This is a genomic window from Domibacillus mangrovi (genome assembly GCF_001906925.1).
GTDB lineage: Bacteria > Bacillota > Bacilli > Bacillales > Domibacillaceae > Domibacillus > Domibacillus mangrovi.
Window position 1 is genome coordinate 323,569 of record NZ_MRWQ01000005.1, and the last position, 16,988, is coordinate 340,556.

Consider the following 16,988-nt stretch of genomic DNA (forward strand, 5'->3'; position numbering starts at 1 on the left):
GATCCTTCTTTCAACAAAAAAAGACCTGCCGATTCGGCAGATCCTCGTTAATTCAGCTGATCAATGTAATGATTCAACTGTTTTAATATGACCCGCCTTGTTAAAATCCCCTCAAAATAACCTTCTTCATCGGTCACACACAAAAAAGGATGATTTATTAACAGACCGAGTGCTTTTCGAAAATGATCATGAACTGTTAAATTTGGCTTATCCATTGCCATGACTTCTTCCACTTTCATATGTTCAAGCCGTTCGAATTCAACTCGTTCAAGACCCAGTATTGCTTCCGTGATCATCGGAATACTGATTAATCCTTCAAGACAGTACTTTGTGTCCAGTACAGGAATCGCCGTATAGCCACTTTTTGTCAAAATGAGAAGCGCATGCTCAAGGCTGTTACCCCGTTGAACGAATGCTACTTTCTCCCCTGGAATAATGTAATCCATTATATTTGTCTGTAATACATCTTTGTTTGTGAAGGAAATCATCTTGATTCTCCTTTTTCCTTTTGTAAGCGCTTAACTTATCTTTCATTATAGCAAACCGTATAAGCAATACGCCAGGCAGACGAGCCGTTCTTTTTAATTAAAAAGATTCGGCTCACAAATGGCAGCTGTCTTATGCCTGTTCCTGCTGTTTCGCCTCTTGAAGCAGTTCAAAAATTTCAATTGCGGTCATATCGATATCATCAAAAGGATATTTACTTCCTTTACCGTCTTTATCATATACTTCAAGTTCAAATGTATCTTTATTCGGGAAGTATTTCACCTGACAAAGCATTTTTCCGTTCAACTCAAAAAGGCGTTGTTGCACTTCGCCCTGCTCTCCGCCCTCCTGCAATGACTTTAAACGCTGCACAATTCCAACTAGTTGCGACATATATTGTCGACCCCTTTCGATTCGTAGTCCATTAAGTAAGCACAAGAAATATACCATACATCTATTTGATAATCCAACATTTTTTCTCTCTCTTTTTCATCGATTTCGCTCAAAAAGAGACGCCAAAATTAGCGCCCCTTAAGCCAAACGTTGAGTATAATACCTGCACAAATCACTGCAACGACCACGTACGTCCAGATAATTGGGTTGAGTGCATAAGGATGATTGCGTACGAGTAGGCCTGGTTCTTCATCCTTAACTTTCCCAGATGATGCTCGCCTCACGGCGGCCACTGTAGCGAAAAATCCAGCAAGCAAAATGATTAAACCAATTAGAAAAAATGCGATGATAGCCACCTTCTCATTCTTCGTGATATTTGCTAGTCTCCCCCGTTGCCCTTCTTCTTATACGCTAATACAAAAGCCCTTCCTGATCATATAAAAATTCATAAGGTATGTCGAAAAACAAATATTGATTATCTCCGATTGGGTACGAAAACGTACGAATCATTTCTCCCGTTTCAATGTCGCTATACAAATCAGAAATAAGCCCTCCACCCTTTTTCCGCATTCTTAATATATTTTCTAGAAAATAAGGACGCCAGCTCCAGTTTTTATCGAAATACTCCGGCTGAAACACCCACTCGCCTTCTTTTTTAAAATAGTTGGGTGTCAGTTCAAAACCATTTTCATCGCATATATAAAGGCGAAAACACATGTCATCAAAATGCTGCCCTATTTCTTCCAATAGTTTTTCTTTAGAAGCTGATTTTGATTTGGACAAAATCGTATCGAGCTCCATTTCAATTTTATCTGCTAATGTATATACACTGTTTAGTGCCTGTTTTTCATAGGAAATAAACTGACTGCATTTCTCCCGCAACATCGCTTTTAACTGATCTGGATTTAAAAATATAGGGGATGGTTCAGCAAGGTAAAACCCCTGATAATAGCGTCCGCCATTTTTCCATGCATATTGCAGTTGATATTCGACTTCTACTGTTTCAAATAAAAGGGATGCGCCAATTTTCCTTGCAAACATAGATAGAGAATAAACTATGTTTTTATATGTTTGATCTCCAGCATCTTTGCGGAGCGCCTGCAGACTTACTTTTAATATATCTGGGGAGTAACTAGCAAAGTGCCGAATATCGCCTTCTGCTTCGCCAAGATGATCTACTGCCAGACGGATGCCGAGCGTCTTGTAATAGCGCAAAACGTTATCCAGCGAAGCGCTGTATTCTGCTTCCGAAATTTCAAGTACAATTTTATCAAGCGTTATCCCTTTATCTGTATAGCTTTCGATGATCGCAAGAAACGATTCACCGTAGTCTTCGAGAAGTCCTGATACCTGCCGATTAATAAATAGAAACGACTTCTGTTTTTCAGTTGTATACGCATCAAGCGCTTTTTTTAAAATAACATCTTCCACTTCATGGCGGTATTCATCCGGTGTATCTTCATCATGAAAAAAGCCGCCAAGACTCTTTGCCGTCTCTCCATCCATATAACGGCCAAGTACTTCATAGCCAGCAATTTTATGTTCATCAGCGCTAAAGATCGGCTGATAATATGGGATAACTCGGTCAAGATTACTCATTATTTCCAGTGCGTCCATTGAAGGACCCCCTTTTTCCATCAAATCGCTTATTATTATACATGACTTTTCTCGATTATGCTTTCATGAGAAGACCCGGCCTAAATTAAGGCCGGGTCTTCCTATAGGGGGTAGACAAATTCAATAAGCGAACTGATTTCTATACGAAGCTTTTCTTTTTTTATCTCGCATTAACGGGCAGTAAGACCCCCGTTTCAAAACTTCGAAAAGAAAAGAAGGATAAACGGGGGATCAACTGTCCGTAAAAGCCCGATTGGTTCGGGCCGGCTGAAGCCGGTCACTCAAGTATTGCCGCAGGACGCGGCGCTCTTTACTTGAGTTCCTGTTTCACTTTATTCTTCGTCTTCTCTTACTCGATACGCAGCCGTTAACGATTCCATCTGGCTGTTAATGTATACATCGCCTTTATTACGTTCCACATAATGAAAATTCCCTTCACTATCTTGGTAACGTGCTTTTGCATTATCTGATAATTGTAATTGAAGGAAATTTGTTAAACGGTCTTTTAATTCATCTTCTATAATGGGGAATAAAATCTCCACTCGTTTAATCATATTACGTGTCATCATATCAGCGGATGATAAATACACCTTCCGCTTACCTGCATGATGAAAGTAATAAATGCGGCTATGTTCTAAAAAACGACCAATGATGCTAATGACGCGAATATTTTCACTCACGCCTTGTATCCCTGGCTTCATGCAGCATATACCACGGATAATGCAGTCTATTTGAACACCCGCATTTGACGCTTCATAAAATTTCATGATCAAACGTTTGTCTGTTAATGAGTTCATTTTCGCAATAATACGGCCGTTACCGTGTTTTTTATGAATCTCAATTTCTTCTTCAATCATTTTAATAAATGCTTCTTGAATGTCATATGGTGCGACGACAAGATGATTATATTTTGGCTTATCCATATAGCCGCTCAAATAGTTAAAGAAATTTGTTGCATCAATACCAAACTCTTTTTTCGACGTAATTAACCCGTGATCTGTGTATATTTTCGCCGTCGCATCATTATAGTTCCCCGTGCCAAGGTGAACGAATCGTTCAATTCGTCCCGCAAGCTTACGGACGACGAGCGTGATTTTACTATGTGTTTTCAAATTATGCATTCCATAAATAACATGGCATCCTGCCTTTTCGAGCTCTTTTGCCCATTGTACATTATTTTCTTCATCAAAACGTGCTTTTAATTCAACAAGTACCGTCACCTGTTTTCCTTTTTCCGCAGCTCGTTTCAGCGATTCAATAATCGGTGAATCGCCGCTAACGCGATACAATGTCATTTTAATCGCAAGTGCTGATGGGTCGTCCGCTGCCTGTGAAATAAAATCGACGACCGGTTCAAACGACTCGTACGGATGGTAAAACAGAATATCTTGCTGCAATGTCTTTTCAAACACATCTTCACGCGATGATAAATCTTCCGGAAGCTGTGGAATAAACGTTTCGTACGTTAATCCTTCCCTCAATAAACTTAATTTTTTCGTAAAAGGGAAGAATAAGGTTAAATCGACCGCAGCTTCAATTTCATATACGTCTCTATAATGGATTTCGAGTTCATCCAATAAATAATCAAGCACATGCTGATCGAAATCCTGTGACTTAATTTCAAGGCGGACCGCGGCTCCCCATTTCCGCTTTTTCAACTCTTTTTCAATTTCAAGAAGCAAATCGCGTGCGCCTTCTTCATGAATTTCCATATCTGCATTTCGCGTAATCCGGAACATGTTTACATTTTTCACTGTATATCCTTGGAAAATACGATCAATAAAATGAATAAGTACATTTTCTAAAAGGACATACGTTCCTCCTTTTGCATCAGAAGGTACTTCAATGACCCGCTCAAGGACACCTGGTACTTGAACGATTGCTACACGGTCTGCTTCTGCTTCAGGGTCATCATTTTCAAGCATAACAACTAAATTCAAACTTTTATTCAAAAGCATTGGAAACGGACGATACGCATCGATCGCCATCGGGGTCAACACTGGAAACACTTCATTATCAAAATAGTCTTGAAGGAACCTTTTTTGTTCAGCATTCAATTCGTTCGGTTTTACGAAATGAAACCCTTCTTCTTCAAGAGCCGGCAAAATTTCTTCTGTCAGGATACGGTTTTGTGTATGCACCAGTTCATGTGCTTTTTCACTAATCGCTTTTAACTGCTGTTTCGGTGTTAATCCTGCTTTGTTTTCCGGTTTATTGAAACCAGCTTTTACTTGATCCTTCAATCCGGCGACACGCACCATAAAAAATTCGTCCAGGTTGGAACTGAAAATAGCTAAAAATTTCATTCGCTCAAGAAGTGGATTATTTAAATCTGATGCTTCCTGCAATACACGCTCATTAAAATTAAGCCAGCTCAATTCACGATTGTTATAATAACTTGGATTCGCTAAGTCCTTTTCCACCTGTCCATTCACTGGACATCCCTCATTTCAATCATTTTTGTTTAAACTGTAACGTAATCTCTTTATGCAGCGCTTTTTCAAGTTGTCTTTTTTGCTTATCACTCTGGTAACGCTCCGCCATTTCATTGCCTTCACAATATACAGTAATAAGAATATTATTTTGCTTCTCTTTGACATCAAGATCCTGTACGACGCTTCGTTTTGAGCTATTTAAACTGTAGCATAGTTTCAACAGAGCACCGTATTCACGCATTTTTTGTATTTCCTCTTTAGTAAACCATCCGTTGAATTCTTCTAAATACTGCTTTAATGTCGAATTATTTGTGAAGGATGCAGTTAATGAAAGATACGCTTTTTCAGAGTGTGTAAACCCGTCAAATAATGAGTTAATTAACAAGTAAAATGTATGCCTGCTTTTAGAACTTGATGAGATATATTCCCCTAGATAAAATAACGCTGCTGACTGTTCAATTATAAATCGTTCTTGCTTTGTGACGTTTAGTAAACCTTCTTTTTCAAAACCATTCACCATTTTTTCCATCAATACCATCATTTGATGATGATGCTCATCGTCATGTCCGTACACTTTTAAAAGCCGTTTAATTCCGTTTCGCTTCACGTCTTCTGCTGTTTCATACTGTTCGCCTTTTATACGTTCAAGCATGATACCGTCGCGTAGCCCGCGTGAACTGACGATTAAGCCGTTTGCACTCGTATGTACGGCCAGCTGGTAAAATACTTCGATCGCTGGCAAAATCAAATCGGACCGTTCATTGGAAAGACCATCCACTTTCCCTAGTTCTGCATACGATAATGATGACAGTTCTTCGCGCAACCTATGAAGTGCATCTAACGTTAAATCATACCCATGAACACCAAGAGGAGGATAATTTTCTTTCAATTGCTGCACAACCGCAAGGTTCCTTGCACTTCCGCCAATGGCTGCAATAACACCATCCGGTGCTTTTTGCAACCATGTGTACCTTGACAGTTCACTTTGAATGTATTCCGCCATTCTTTTCTGCTCTTTAGGCTTCATCCGATCTTCTGCAATAAACAGCTGTTTAAGTGAAACAACACCAAATGGAAAGCTATATGAATATTTCAATTTTCTATTTTCAAACAGTGTAATTTCTGTACTTCCTCCGCCAATATCAATCGTCAAGCCATTGTCTGGAGTCATCGTTTTTAATACAGCTGATAAACCGTATAGTGCTTCTTCTTCACCGGATAAAAGCCGGATTTGAAAAGCGGTTTCTTCTTTCACTTTCCAAATGATTTCATCACTGTTTTTTGCCTGGCGGATTGCAGCAGTTGCCGTACACTCCACTTCTGTTACATCATAATAATCAAGTACTTCACGAAAGTTTTTCATTGCTTCAAGTAGTAGCGCTATTCCCTCATTACTCATCACGCTCGATTCATCTAGAAAACGATTTAATCTAAGCGGCGCTTTTACGTTACGGAATTCCTCAATTCCTACTCCTTGTTCTTTGTATATAACAAGACGAACTGTATTTGACCCTATATCAATAATTGCTGTTTTACTGTGCTCCATCGGCTTTCCTGCTTTCTTTTTTATTCATCTTTTCCACTTAAATATACCATGTAAACCATTATGATTGCTTTCAAATCCGGCTAAACAAGTGTATAATAAGAAGAAAATGAATGCGAAAGGAGTCACAATTTTGAGTAAATTATCTGAACCTTTCACCGAATCCCCATCTGATGATATCCTCGCCAAAGCGATCTTTACAGTTAACCGTCATGCAAAGACGGCTACAAATCCAAAGTATTTGTATCAGTTAAAGAAGCAAGCCCTCTTAAAAATGATTAAAGAAGGCAAAGCGAAAAAAAAAGGCCTTCACTTTTCCCGAAACCCAAAGCATAGCCGGCAGCAATCCGACGTCCTCGTTGAATGTGGTCACTACACATTCCATATACCGCCATGCAAAGAAGACTTCAATCTGCTTCCTCATCTAGGACGCCTCAATGAGGAATTTCGTAACCCGCGATGCTCGATGAGTTTGTCAAAAGCAAAAGGAGTGTTAGAAGCGTATACTGGGATGAAAGAAGATCAGCCAAAATATAACCCTCCAGGCAATAAAAAGTATACAAAGCCCGTTTTTAAACCGCTTGGACAGTCATATTAGAACGAAAAAGGACGCAGCCCGCCTGGCAAGCGTCCTTTTTCTCTTTTACAGTGCAAGTTCGTCAATATATTCCACAAGACGGGCAATTTCCGGTTTGCTGACCTGAGCATCTGCACCAACACCTTTTCCTTTATGGCGCAGCTCATCTGTAATGAGTGACGAGAAAATAATCACGGGCAATTTATTTAATTGCGGATGCTCTTTAATACGTTTCGTTAAATGATGGCCATCCATTTTTGGCATTTCAATATCCGTCACGACGAGTTGCACTTTTTCAAATGTATTTTCCTGTTCAATGGTGGACTCTAAATAATCGTATGCTAACTGACCATTTTCAAAAAACTCAACGTGATCATACCCAGCTTCAACTAGCGTATCGTGAATTAGTTTACGCAGCAGCGGCGAATCTTCTGCAACGATTAGCTTTTTCTCAGACCGTTCTCGTTTGCCAAGACTCTGAATTTGATCCATATGAATACCTGAATACGGGTTAATATCCACAACAATTTTTTCAAAATCAATCAACAAAATCATCGTTTCATTCATTTTGATCACACCGATAATTTGATTGTCAATGCCTTGATACATTTCAGAAGGTTTCTCGATATCTGTCCAGGAAATACGATGAATACGCGTTACATTTTGCACATGAAATACGACTTTTTGTTGGTTAAATTCTGTCACGATATATTTATCTGTCGCTTGATTGGCCGATGGAGGCATACCAAGCACTTTCGCCATATCGATGACTGGAAGCACTTCATCACGTAGTTGAATGATTCCTTCAATGTGTTCATGCGCATGTGGAATAAATGTGATCTGCATCGGTTGAATAATCTCTTTTACTTTCATGACATTAATACCATATTTGTTATCCTGTACTTCAAATTCAACGATTTCTAATTCATTCGTGCCTGATTCAAGTAAAATTCCATAATCATTTGTCATAAGCCATTAGACCCCTTACGCATTTTTATTTTACTATATCATGAAATAAAAAAATGCGTATGTTTAAAAAATTTAGATTTTCTTAACAATGTAAACATTACGTTTACATTATAATAACAATAGTACTTAATAAAGGTGGTTTACATAATGGAACATCGATTAAACGAACGTGTGAAAGAAATTGAAATATCCGGCATACGAAAGTTTTTCAATCTTGTCGGCACAACTGAAAACATGATTTCATTGACGATCGGGCAGCCAGACTTTCATACACCCGATCATGTAAAGGCAGCAGGTATACAAGCGATTGAACAAAACGCAACTGTCTACACGCCGAATGCTGGACTACCTGAGCTAAAAAAAGCAGCAACTGAATTTTATAAACAAAAATACGATGTTTCGTATAATGCAGAATCAGAAGTCATTGTTACAGTCGGAGCGAGCCAAGCGATTGATATCGCTCTTCGTACCATTTTGCAGCCTGGAGATGAAGTGATTGTACCCGGGCCCGTTTATCCAGGATATGAGCCTATTATTCATTTATGTGAAGCGAAAACGATCATGGTAGATACGACTAAAAATGACTTTCGCATGACGGCAGCCCTCATTGAACAGTCCTTGACGAGCCGAACGAAAGCAATCATTTTGCCTTATCCCTCTAATCCAACCGGTGTTAGTTTAATAGATTGTGAACTTCAGGACATCGCACAGCTCGCAAAAAAACATGAATTATTCATTCTGGCGGATGAAATTTATAGTGAAATTATTTATGAACGCCCACACGTATCAATTGCCTCTTATCTTCCCGATCAGACAATTGTCATTAATGGTTTGTCGAAATCGCATGCAATGACCGGCTGGCGAATTGGTCTTTTATTTGCACCTGAAATTATTACCCGTCACATATTAAAAGTACATCAATACAATACTTCATGCGCCTCTTCCGTTTCACAAAAAGCGGCAATTGCTGCGTTAACAGCGGGAATAAATGATGCGATCCCAATGAGAGACGAATATAAACTTCGCCGTGACAAAGCTTATGATAAAATTCAATCACTTGGATTGAAAACAGTGAAACCCGATGGTGCATTTTATTTCTTTGTCAAATTGCCAGATGATTTCAGCGGCTCGTCCTTTGACTTTTGCTTAACGCTTGCGAAAGAGTACAAAGTGGCTGTTGTGCCCGGCAGCGCTTTTTCTTCCGCTGGTGAAGGATGGTTCCGTCTTTCATACGCTTGCAGTATTGAAGACATTCAAGAAGGACTAACTCGAATTGAACAATACCTTGATCATTTAAAAAAGTAAAAAAACAGCAGGTTCTCAGTCAACTGAGAACCTGCTTTCCTTTACTTGCTATATGCTTTAATAAGTGCCTGCGTCCCATTTTCTGCTTCACCTTGCGCTGCCAGTTTTTCGTACATGTCTTTCGCCATTGACAGCCCCGGCAATTTCAAATCCATCCGTTCTGCTTCTTCAAGGGCAATTTTCATATCTTTAATAAAGTGTTTGATAAAAAAGCCTGGTGCAAAGTCCTCTTTCATCATACGGGGTGCAAGATTTGACAACGAATAGCTGCCCGCTGCACCGAACGCTATACTTTTTAGAACTGTTTCTACATCTAGTCCAGCTGTTTTCGCATAGGTAATCGCCTCGCACACACCAATCATGGTCGATGCAATTGCAATCTGGTTTGACATTTTTGTATGCTGCCCAGCTCCCGCTCTTCCTTGATACACAATATTTTCACCAAATGTGTTAAATAGCGGTTTCATGTCAGTAAAAATATGTTCATCGCCGCCAACCATGATCGATAGCTTTCCTGACTGTGCAAAAATATCTCCACCTGAAACAGGCGCATCGAGTACTGATATGTCTCTCTCTTTGCCTTTATTATATAGTTCTTGTGCAAGGCTCGGCTTCGATGTTGTCATATCAATAAAGACTTGTCCTGCATGACTTCCTTCAAATAGACCGTTTTTTCCTATGTATATTTGTTCTACATCTTTCGGTTCACCGATAATGGTAAATACAACATCTGTTTTAGATGCCAATTCAGACGGTGTTTCACACCAGGTTGCACCTGAATAGAGTAAATCAGCCGCTTTTGATTTTGTTCGTGTGTAGACAAACAACGGATAGCCTGCTTTTTGTAAATGAGAAGCCATATGTTTCCCCATTACACCCGTACCGATAAACCCAACTTTTTGTTCGTTCATCATTCTGCCTCCTCTATGTGTCCTTTCTATTGTCGCATATTTCATAATATTTTTGCACAAAAAAAGTTCAGACAACAGATTGTCTGAACAAAAGTGAGAGAAATGGAGAATAAAAACTGGTTACAGTCGTATTATTCCCCGTTTCTCTTTTTTTACACCTATTTTGTATTATTTTTTTGTGTACTTGCTTGAACACGTTCAACAACTTCTGCTGCTGTTGACAACGTAATTGCTTCAGCTGCCAAAGCTTCCATGTCTGATTTCGACAAATGCTTCAATTGTGCACGTGCTTTCAAAATGGATGTCGCACTCATCGAGAATTCATCAAGACCTAGGCCTAAAAGAAGCGGTATGGCTAATTCATCTCCAGCCATTTCGCCGCACATACCCGTCCATTTTCCTTCTTTATGCGCCGCTTCAATCACCATTTTCACGAGACGCAATATAGAAGGATTGTATGGCTGATACAAATAGGATACACGCTCGTTCATACGGTCAGCTGCCATCGTATATTGAATCAAGTCATTTGTGCCAATACTAAAGAAATCGACTTCTTTCGCAAATAAATCGGCAATAACAGCTGTTGATGGAATTTCAACCATAATCCCAAGCTCAATGTTTTCAGACAAGGCAGTACCTTCTGATTCAAGCTTTGCATGTTCTTCAAGAAGTACGGCTTTCGCTTCACGGAATTCATTCACTGTTGCAATCATCGGGAACATAATTTTCAAATTGCCATATACACTTGCCCGGAGCAATGCACGCAGCTGTGTACGGAAAATATCCTGTTCTTCAAGACAAAGGCGAATCGCCCGGAAACCAAGAAATGGATTCATTTCATGAGGCAAGTTTAAATACGGAAGTTCCTTATCGCCGCCAATATCAAGCGTACGAACGACAACAGGCTTGCCTTTCATTCCTTCAAGAACTGCTTTGTATGCTGTAAACTGCTCTTCTTCTGTTGGCAACGTGTCACGGCCCATATACAAAAATTCTGTCCGGTAAAGACCGATTCCTTCAGCCCCATTTGCTTTGACACCTTTTAGATCTTCAGGTGTACCGATGTTCGCAGCTAATTCTACATGGTGCCCGTCTGCTGTTACCGTTTGTTCATTTACAAGCTTTGCCCATTCTGCACGCTGATGCTGGTACGCTTCACTTCTCTTTTTATATTCCGCTAAAATTTCTTCTGTCGGATTAATATGCACTTCACCTTGAAGCCCATCAATAATAATTTCATCACCGTTTTGAATATCAGTAGTCGCGTTTTTCGTTCCAACCACTGCTGGTATTTCGAGTGAGCGTGCCATAATGGCCGAGTGAGAAGTACGTCCGCCAATGTCTGTTGTAAATCCCTTGACGAATTCACGGTTTAACTGTGCCGTCATTGATGGCGTTAAATCTTCAGCGACGACAACCACTTCTTCTGCAATCAGTGCTGGTGCAGGAAGTTCGACACCGAGAAGCGCTGCTAAAATGCGTTTTGTTACATCTTTAATGTCTGCAGCACGCTCTCGCATGTATTCATTTTCCATCGCTTCAAACATGCCAATAAACATATTCGACGTTTCTTCAAGGGCATATTCTGCATTCACATAATCACTTTTAATTTTTTCTTCAATAGGTCCTGTCAATTCCGGATCGTTCAATACGAGCAAATGCGCTTCAAAAATGGCCGCCTTGTCATCTCCGAGATCGCGACGCGCTTTCTCTTTAATGACTTCAAGTTCTGTTTCTGATTTTTTTAACGCAGCATGGAAACGTATTACTTCAGCTTCTGTATCTGATTCTGTCCGCTTTTCAACTGTGAGGTCTGGTTCCAATAAACGATATGCTTTTGCAAAAGCAATGCCGTCAGAAGCAGCAATCCCTTTTAATATACTTGCCATCAGTTTGCAAGACCTTCGCTTTTTAATAGCGTTTCAATGGATTCAAATGCCGCTGTTTCGTCACTACCATTTGCAGAAATGACAATTTCTGCCCCTTTGCCGATTCCAAGAGACATAACACCCATAATCGATTTTAAGTTCACTGTTTTCCCGTTATATTCAAGGTTGATATCACTTGAAAATTGGCTTGCTGTTTGTACGAGTAACGTTGCAGGACGTGCATGAATACCTGTACCCGCTATTACAGTATATGATTTTTTAGACATTAGTCAGTCTCTCCTTTATTCTTATTCTTTATTGAGGATAGCATGAATCTTTCCCCCACTCAATTATTGCATTTTCTCTTATTGCTCTTCCTGTTAACTTCTTCTAAAATAGACAATTATAAAGGAGGCATTTATCCATGTATTATAAAAGACAGGAAACGTTTCGGTACTCTTTCTCAGAACCCATTCCCACCATTTGTGAAGTGTATGTACATAAGGGCGGCGTAAAAGAAAAAGTACAGTCATTTCAATCATATATCCTGGATTTAAGCCCTAATGGAATGAAAATCGCTTCAAAAACAGATATTGAATTACGCGATGAATACATTCTCACCTGCCCTGTCCAACTGTCGGACACTCTTATTCATTTTACCGGAAAAATGATTCGAAAGCGATATGCAGGTACTTCATTTGAATATGGCATTCAAAGCGATGACCATGAAGAATTGAAAAAACAAATTATTGTTTCTTTAAAAACCTATTCAAAAGAACAAATGAAAAAACGGCGACATTATAATTGAGAAACTATTTGTTTATCAATGGCCGTTTTGTAGTGTATAAAGATAATGATACCTTTAGCTTCTAGGTATCTCTGTATATTCATAGTCTATATGTCCGCCATGTTGAGCAGTTCCCCTGAATTGTTTAAAATCCGGCTGTTTTATTAATTGAGAACGGAATGTTAAAAAGTCTTCCTTTTGAATACGGATGCGTTTTAATTCTCCATTTCTAAGGGACATTATCTCATTTTCAATTTCATCAATCGTCAAGCACCTAACCCCCTCATCAAAATAGTCAAAAAATTGTAATAACACAGTGTAAAACTCTTTACTATTTTCAAAAAATAAGGCAAACTTTACTTTAATACCTTCTCACCCTATCCACTGATTATAGAAGATTACATGAGAATATGGTATCGTCAATTGTCGAAAAGGAGCGTATTAGATGACTAAAGCAGAAGTCGGCAACATTATTGAATTTAAAGACGGTCTTCGTGGGATCGTCGAAAAAGTAAATGAAAACTCAGTAATCGTTGATTTAACAATCATGGAAAATTTCGATGAGCTTGAAGTGGAAGAAAAAACGGTCGTCAACCATAAAAATTATATCATTTTCCATGCATGAAAAAACAGAGCGGAAGTAGCGATCCGCTCTGTTTTTATTTAACTTCGATTAATTTCACTTTATGCTGATACAATGACAATGCTGCCTTCCTGCAATACAGCTTTTAATTTCGTTGTTTCTGGATAATCATATATAAAATCAGCGATGCCGTCTTCAATTTGTTGTTGAATGACGCGGCGAAGTGGTCTTGCACCGAATTGTGAGCTATATCCGAGATTGACTGCTTTCTCTTTTACTTCATCCGTTACATCGATCGTCATATTTTGTTCATGAAGCATATCGTTTACTTCATCAATCATTAATTCTACGATTCTCTTCAAATTCTCTTTTTCAAGTGACCGGAACTCAATGATCGAATCAAATCGGTTTAAAAATTCAGGTTTAAAGTAGTCTGAGAGAGATTCAAGAACAGAAGCTACACTTTCAGTCTGTCCTTTTTCAAATCCGACTGTCACATTCTTCTTGCCTGCTCCTGCGTTACTCGTCATAATGATGACAGACTCTTTAAAACTCACCGTGTGTCCTTGACTGTCTGTCAAACGTCCATCTTCCATAATCTGCAGGAACATGTGCTGGACATCAGGATTCGCTTTTTCAATCTCATCCAATAAAATAATGCTGTATGGATTACGGCGTACCTTTTCTGTCAACTGCCCTGCTTCTTCAAAACCAACATAACCAGGGGGTGAGCCTATTAATTTTGATACACTATGCTTTTCCATAAACTCACTCATATCAAGACGAATGAGCGCTTCTTTTGAGCCAAAAAGCTCTTCAGCCAATGTTTTCGCCAACTCTGTTTTCCCAACACCTGTTGGACCAACAAATAAAAAGGTACCAATTGGACGGTTTTTTGCTTTTAGCCCCGCCCGGCTGCGTCGGACGGCTTTCGCTACTTTTTTCACAGCCGCATCCTGTCCAATCACTTTTCTAGCAAGATTTTCTTCAATATCCTTCATCTTCTGTTGCTCATCCTGCTGTAATTTCCCGACCGGAATGCCTGTTTTACGCTCAATTAACGAATGAATCTGTTCTGCCGTTACGCTCGGTGCCGCATGTGCTGATTCTCCTTGTGCAAGTTTTGCTTCAAGCACCCCTTCTTCATCACGAAGTGCCGCTGCTTCTTCATATGCTTCTTTTTGCAGTGCAGCATCTTTTCTTTTGGCAAGCGCCGTCAATCTCTCTTGAATTGTTTGGATATCCGTTTCATCAATTGTCAAATTCAGCTTCGATCCTGCTTCATCTAGCAAATCAATCGCTTTATCTGGTAAAAAGCGATCCTGAATGTAGCGATGTGAAAGAGAAGCGCATGCATGAATGGCTTCATCTGTATAAGTAACTCGATGGAAATCTTCATAGAACTTTTGTAGTCCTTTTAAAATCTGAACTGTTTCTTCCACACTCGGTTCTGTCACCTGTATCGGCTGAAAACGCCGTTCAAGTGCCGCATCCTTTTCAATTCGACGATATTCTTTCAATGTGGTTGCACCAATTAACTGCAGCTGACCGCGTGCTAATGCTGGTTTCAAAATATTCCCGGCGTCCATAGAACCTTCTGCCGATCCTGCCCCAACGATTTGATGAATTTCATCAATGAACAGCAACACATTTTTGCGTTCCTGCAATTCGTTAATCAACTGTTTCATTCGCTCTTCAAACTGACCACGGATACCTGTTCCCGCAATAAGCGAAGCGACATCAAGCACATATACTTCTTTCGATTGCAATTTCACCGGTACACGTCCTTCTGCAATAAGAATCGCCAATCCTTCTGCAATGGCTGTTTTCCCGACACCTGGTTCACCGATTAATACAGGGTTATTTTTATTTCGTCTATTTAAAATTTCAATGACACGCGCCACTTCTTTTTCACGTCCAATAAGTGGATCAATAAGAGCCTCTCTTGCCATTTTTGAAAGATTGCGACCAAATTCGTCCAGCAGTCCAGCTCCTCCGCCATGACCCGCTGGCGGCGTTTGTGGCTGATTCATCTGCTGTTTTGACATATTTCTATTGTTCATAAATTCATCAAATGGAAAACCGAATGATTGAAAATTCATATTCATTCCTCCAATAGTCTTTTCTTCTGCTTTATAACAACTATTGCATAAATAATATTGATTTGATTGTCCATTGACATGGACAATCATTTGCACGTTTACTTCGTTTTGCTGGCATTTTTGGCACTTCATCCCTGTCATCCCCTTTTGTTTGACTTTGACTATCTTTGATTAATTATCATTATACTTTGACCTTCTTTGACTTTCAAGATTTTTGCTCAAAAAAAAGCGTCCTAAATCGGACGCTTTAGCCAAATGGTAAAAAAACAATGAGTAATAAATCAAAAATAAGATGAGATATAATGAGCATTGGAATGCTTTTTTTCCATATGTATAGTCCCCCCCAGAAGAGACCTGCACAAAAGGCTGCCATCATCCAAATCCACTGACCTGAATAAAGAAAGACAGATCCAAATAAAGCTGATGCAATCAAAGCTGATGCCCACTCATTCATATAATGACTTAATCGTTTTTGAACAAAACCGCGCCAAAATAACTCTTCCCCTGGGATAAAAATGAGGACGAGAACGATGTAATGCCAGACAAACTGTGGAGTAAATTGTGCATAAATCGCTGACACATGCGCCGACACGGACAATGGCGTCATACTTATCACCCAGAATCCTGCCGCAAATAACGCATAAAGAACAGCACCTGATAGTAGACCGTATGCCATAAAGCTGTTTGTTTTTTGTTGATCGTCAATCTTTTCATTAATAATCGATATGCTCATAAAAAATAAATTAGCGGCTGTGTATATATACCAAAATATGTCTTGATCCAAAAACGTTACAAATAATAGTACATGTGCAGCCGCAATACTAGCAATAAGTCGCCAGTCTTTCACAAAGCCGATTCGCATTTAGAGCCCCCTTTCATTACTGCCGCCGTTATCTTACCATACCAAATCAGCATGTTCCAAATAGATTACGACAAATCTTTCACTGACAGCCCGAGCTTTCGCAATATGTTTGTAGCCGATTCTACTTCTTCTTCCGATAGAACGCTGATCAAATTATGAATATTTTGTTCATGCTCCGGAAAGACACGCTCAATTAATTGGATGCCATCCTGTGTAATCGCAGCGTGAGTAATCCGGCGATCTTCCGGACAGGCAACTCGTCGGAGCAGCTGTTTCTTTTCTAATTTATCTACAACATACGTAATGCTTCCGCTTGCGAGCAATATTTTTCCGCCAATTTGCTGAAGCGGCTGTGGTCCTTTATGGTATAAAAGTTCCAATACGGCGAACTCCGTCGGATTAAGTCCGGTTTGTTGTATAGAACGATTTACCTGTTCGTTTACTACTTTATAGGCGCGTGAAAGCACGATAAATAACTTTAATGATTTTTGACTATCTTCCATTTATAATCCCTGCCTGTCTATTCATCTTTTTGATCCTTCATTAACGA

At 39.5% G+C, this 16,988-nt stretch carries 17 protein-coding genes; 4 read left to right on the plus strand and 13 right to left on the minus strand.

Annotation, left to right across the window (positions count from 1 at the left end; all coding sequences use genetic code 11):
* Positions 1-47 precede the first annotated feature (47 nt).
* From cbpB to BLL40_RS06790, 5 genes are all read right to left on the minus strand, one after another.
* Positions 48-488, minus strand: a complete 441-nt coding sequence (gene cbpB, locus BLL40_RS06765; protein ID WP_073711143.1) for a cyclic-di-AMP-binding protein CbpB — start codon at positions 486-488, stop codon at positions 48-50.
* Positions 489-618: 130 nt separating this feature from the next.
* Positions 619-879, minus strand: coding sequence for a YkuJ family protein (locus BLL40_RS06770; RefSeq protein ID WP_018392199.1), 261 nt, complete (start codon positions 877-879; stop codon positions 619-621).
* A 411-nt stretch (positions 880-1,290) separates the two neighbouring features.
* Positions 1,291-2,496 carry an EAL domain-containing protein gene (locus BLL40_RS06780; protein WP_073711145.1) on the minus strand — a complete coding sequence of 402 codons (1,206 nt, stop codon included), beginning with the start codon at positions 2,494-2,496 and terminating at the stop codon, positions 1,291-1,293.
* 332 nt (positions 2,497-2,828) lie between these two features.
* Complete coding sequence (locus tag BLL40_RS06785) at positions 2,829-4,931, minus strand: RNA degradosome polyphosphate kinase (RefSeq protein WP_073711146.1); 2,103 nt, start codon at positions 4,929-4,931, stop codon at positions 2,829-2,831.
* Between the two features lie 19 nt (positions 4,932-4,950).
* A complete protein-coding gene (locus BLL40_RS06790) occupies positions 4,951-6,477 on the minus strand; it encodes a Ppx/GppA family phosphatase (RefSeq protein WP_073711147.1) in 1,527 nt (508 codons plus the stop codon).
* A gap of 106 nt (positions 6,478-6,583) precedes the next feature.
* Here BLL40_RS06790 and BLL40_RS06795 point away from each other — a divergent pair, with 106 nt between their 5' ends.
* Positions 6,584-7,072 carry a YkyB family protein gene (locus BLL40_RS06795; protein WP_073711148.1) on the plus strand — a complete coding sequence of 163 codons (489 nt, stop codon included), beginning with the start codon at positions 6,584-6,586 and terminating at the stop codon, positions 7,070-7,072.
* Between the two features lie 45 nt (positions 7,073-7,117).
* Here BLL40_RS06795 and BLL40_RS06800 read toward each other — a convergent pair whose 3' ends face one another.
* Complete coding sequence (locus tag BLL40_RS06800) at positions 7,118-8,020, minus strand: chemotaxis protein (RefSeq protein WP_073711149.1); 903 nt, start codon at positions 8,018-8,020, stop codon at positions 7,118-7,120.
* 147 nt (positions 8,021-8,167) lie between these two features.
* On the opposite strand from BLL40_RS06800, the gene BLL40_RS06805 reads away from it, so the two are divergent.
* Entirely contained in the window at positions 8,168-9,325 is a 1,158-nt protein-coding gene (locus tag BLL40_RS06805; RefSeq protein ID WP_073711150.1) for an aminotransferase A, read from the plus strand.
* 41 nt (positions 9,326-9,366) lie between these two features.
* Here the strand turns inward: BLL40_RS06805 and BLL40_RS06810 are convergent, their stop codons facing one another.
* The 3 genes from BLL40_RS06810 to BLL40_RS06820 all read right to left on the minus strand — a co-directional run bounded on the left by BLL40_RS06810 (position 9,367) and on the right by BLL40_RS06820 (position 12,391).
* Positions 9,367-10,281, minus strand: coding sequence for an NAD(P)-dependent oxidoreductase (locus BLL40_RS06810; protein WP_073711151.1), 915 nt, complete (start codon positions 10,279-10,281; stop codon positions 9,367-9,369).
* Positions 10,282-10,394: 113 nt separating this feature from the next.
* Entirely contained in the window at positions 10,395-12,125 is a 1,731-nt protein-coding gene (gene ptsP, locus BLL40_RS06815; RefSeq protein ID WP_073711152.1) for a phosphoenolpyruvate--protein phosphotransferase, read from the minus strand.
* Complete coding sequence (locus tag BLL40_RS06820; protein ID WP_073711153.1) at positions 12,125-12,391, minus strand: phosphocarrier protein HPr; 267 nt, start codon at positions 12,389-12,391, stop codon at positions 12,125-12,127. The genes ptsP and BLL40_RS06820 overlap by 1 nt, the downstream gene beginning before the upstream one ends.
* A 137-nt stretch (positions 12,392-12,528) precedes the next feature.
* Between BLL40_RS06820 and BLL40_RS06825 the strand changes: the two genes are divergently transcribed.
* On the plus strand, positions 12,529-12,912 hold the full coding sequence (locus BLL40_RS06825; RefSeq protein WP_073711154.1) for a PilZ domain-containing protein: 384 nt from the start codon (positions 12,529-12,531) through the stop codon (positions 12,910-12,912).
* 54 nt (positions 12,913-12,966) lie between these two features.
* Here BLL40_RS06825 and BLL40_RS06830 read toward each other — a convergent pair whose 3' ends face one another.
* Positions 12,967-13,161: a hypothetical protein gene (locus BLL40_RS06830; protein ID WP_073711155.1), complete on the minus strand. Its 195-nt coding sequence runs from the start codon at positions 13,159-13,161 to the stop codon at positions 12,967-12,969.
* Positions 13,162-13,336: 175 nt separating this feature from the next.
* Between BLL40_RS06830 and BLL40_RS06835 the strand changes: the two genes are divergently transcribed.
* A complete protein-coding gene (locus BLL40_RS06835; protein ID WP_073711156.1) occupies positions 13,337-13,516 on the plus strand; it encodes a YkvS family protein in 180 nt (59 codons plus the stop codon).
* 59 nt (positions 13,517-13,575) lie between these two features.
* Here the strand turns inward: BLL40_RS06835 and BLL40_RS06840 are convergent, their stop codons facing one another.
* From BLL40_RS06840 to BLL40_RS06850, 3 genes are all read right to left on the minus strand, one after another.
* Positions 13,576-15,708, minus strand: a complete 2,133-nt coding sequence (locus BLL40_RS06840) for an ATP-dependent Clp protease ATP-binding subunit (RefSeq protein ID WP_073711157.1) — start codon at positions 15,706-15,708, stop codon at positions 13,576-13,578.
* A gap of 115 nt (positions 15,709-15,823) precedes the next feature.
* A complete protein-coding gene (locus tag BLL40_RS06845; RefSeq protein WP_073711158.1) occupies positions 15,824-16,438 on the minus strand; it encodes a CPBP family intramembrane glutamic endopeptidase in 615 nt (204 codons plus the stop codon).
* A gap of 65 nt (positions 16,439-16,503) precedes the next feature.
* Positions 16,504-16,941 (minus strand): MarR family winged helix-turn-helix transcriptional regulator, encoded by a 438-nt coding sequence (locus BLL40_RS06850; protein ID WP_073711159.1) that lies wholly within the window; start codon positions 16,939-16,941, stop codon positions 16,504-16,506.
* Positions 16,942-16,988: the final 47 nt, after the last annotated feature.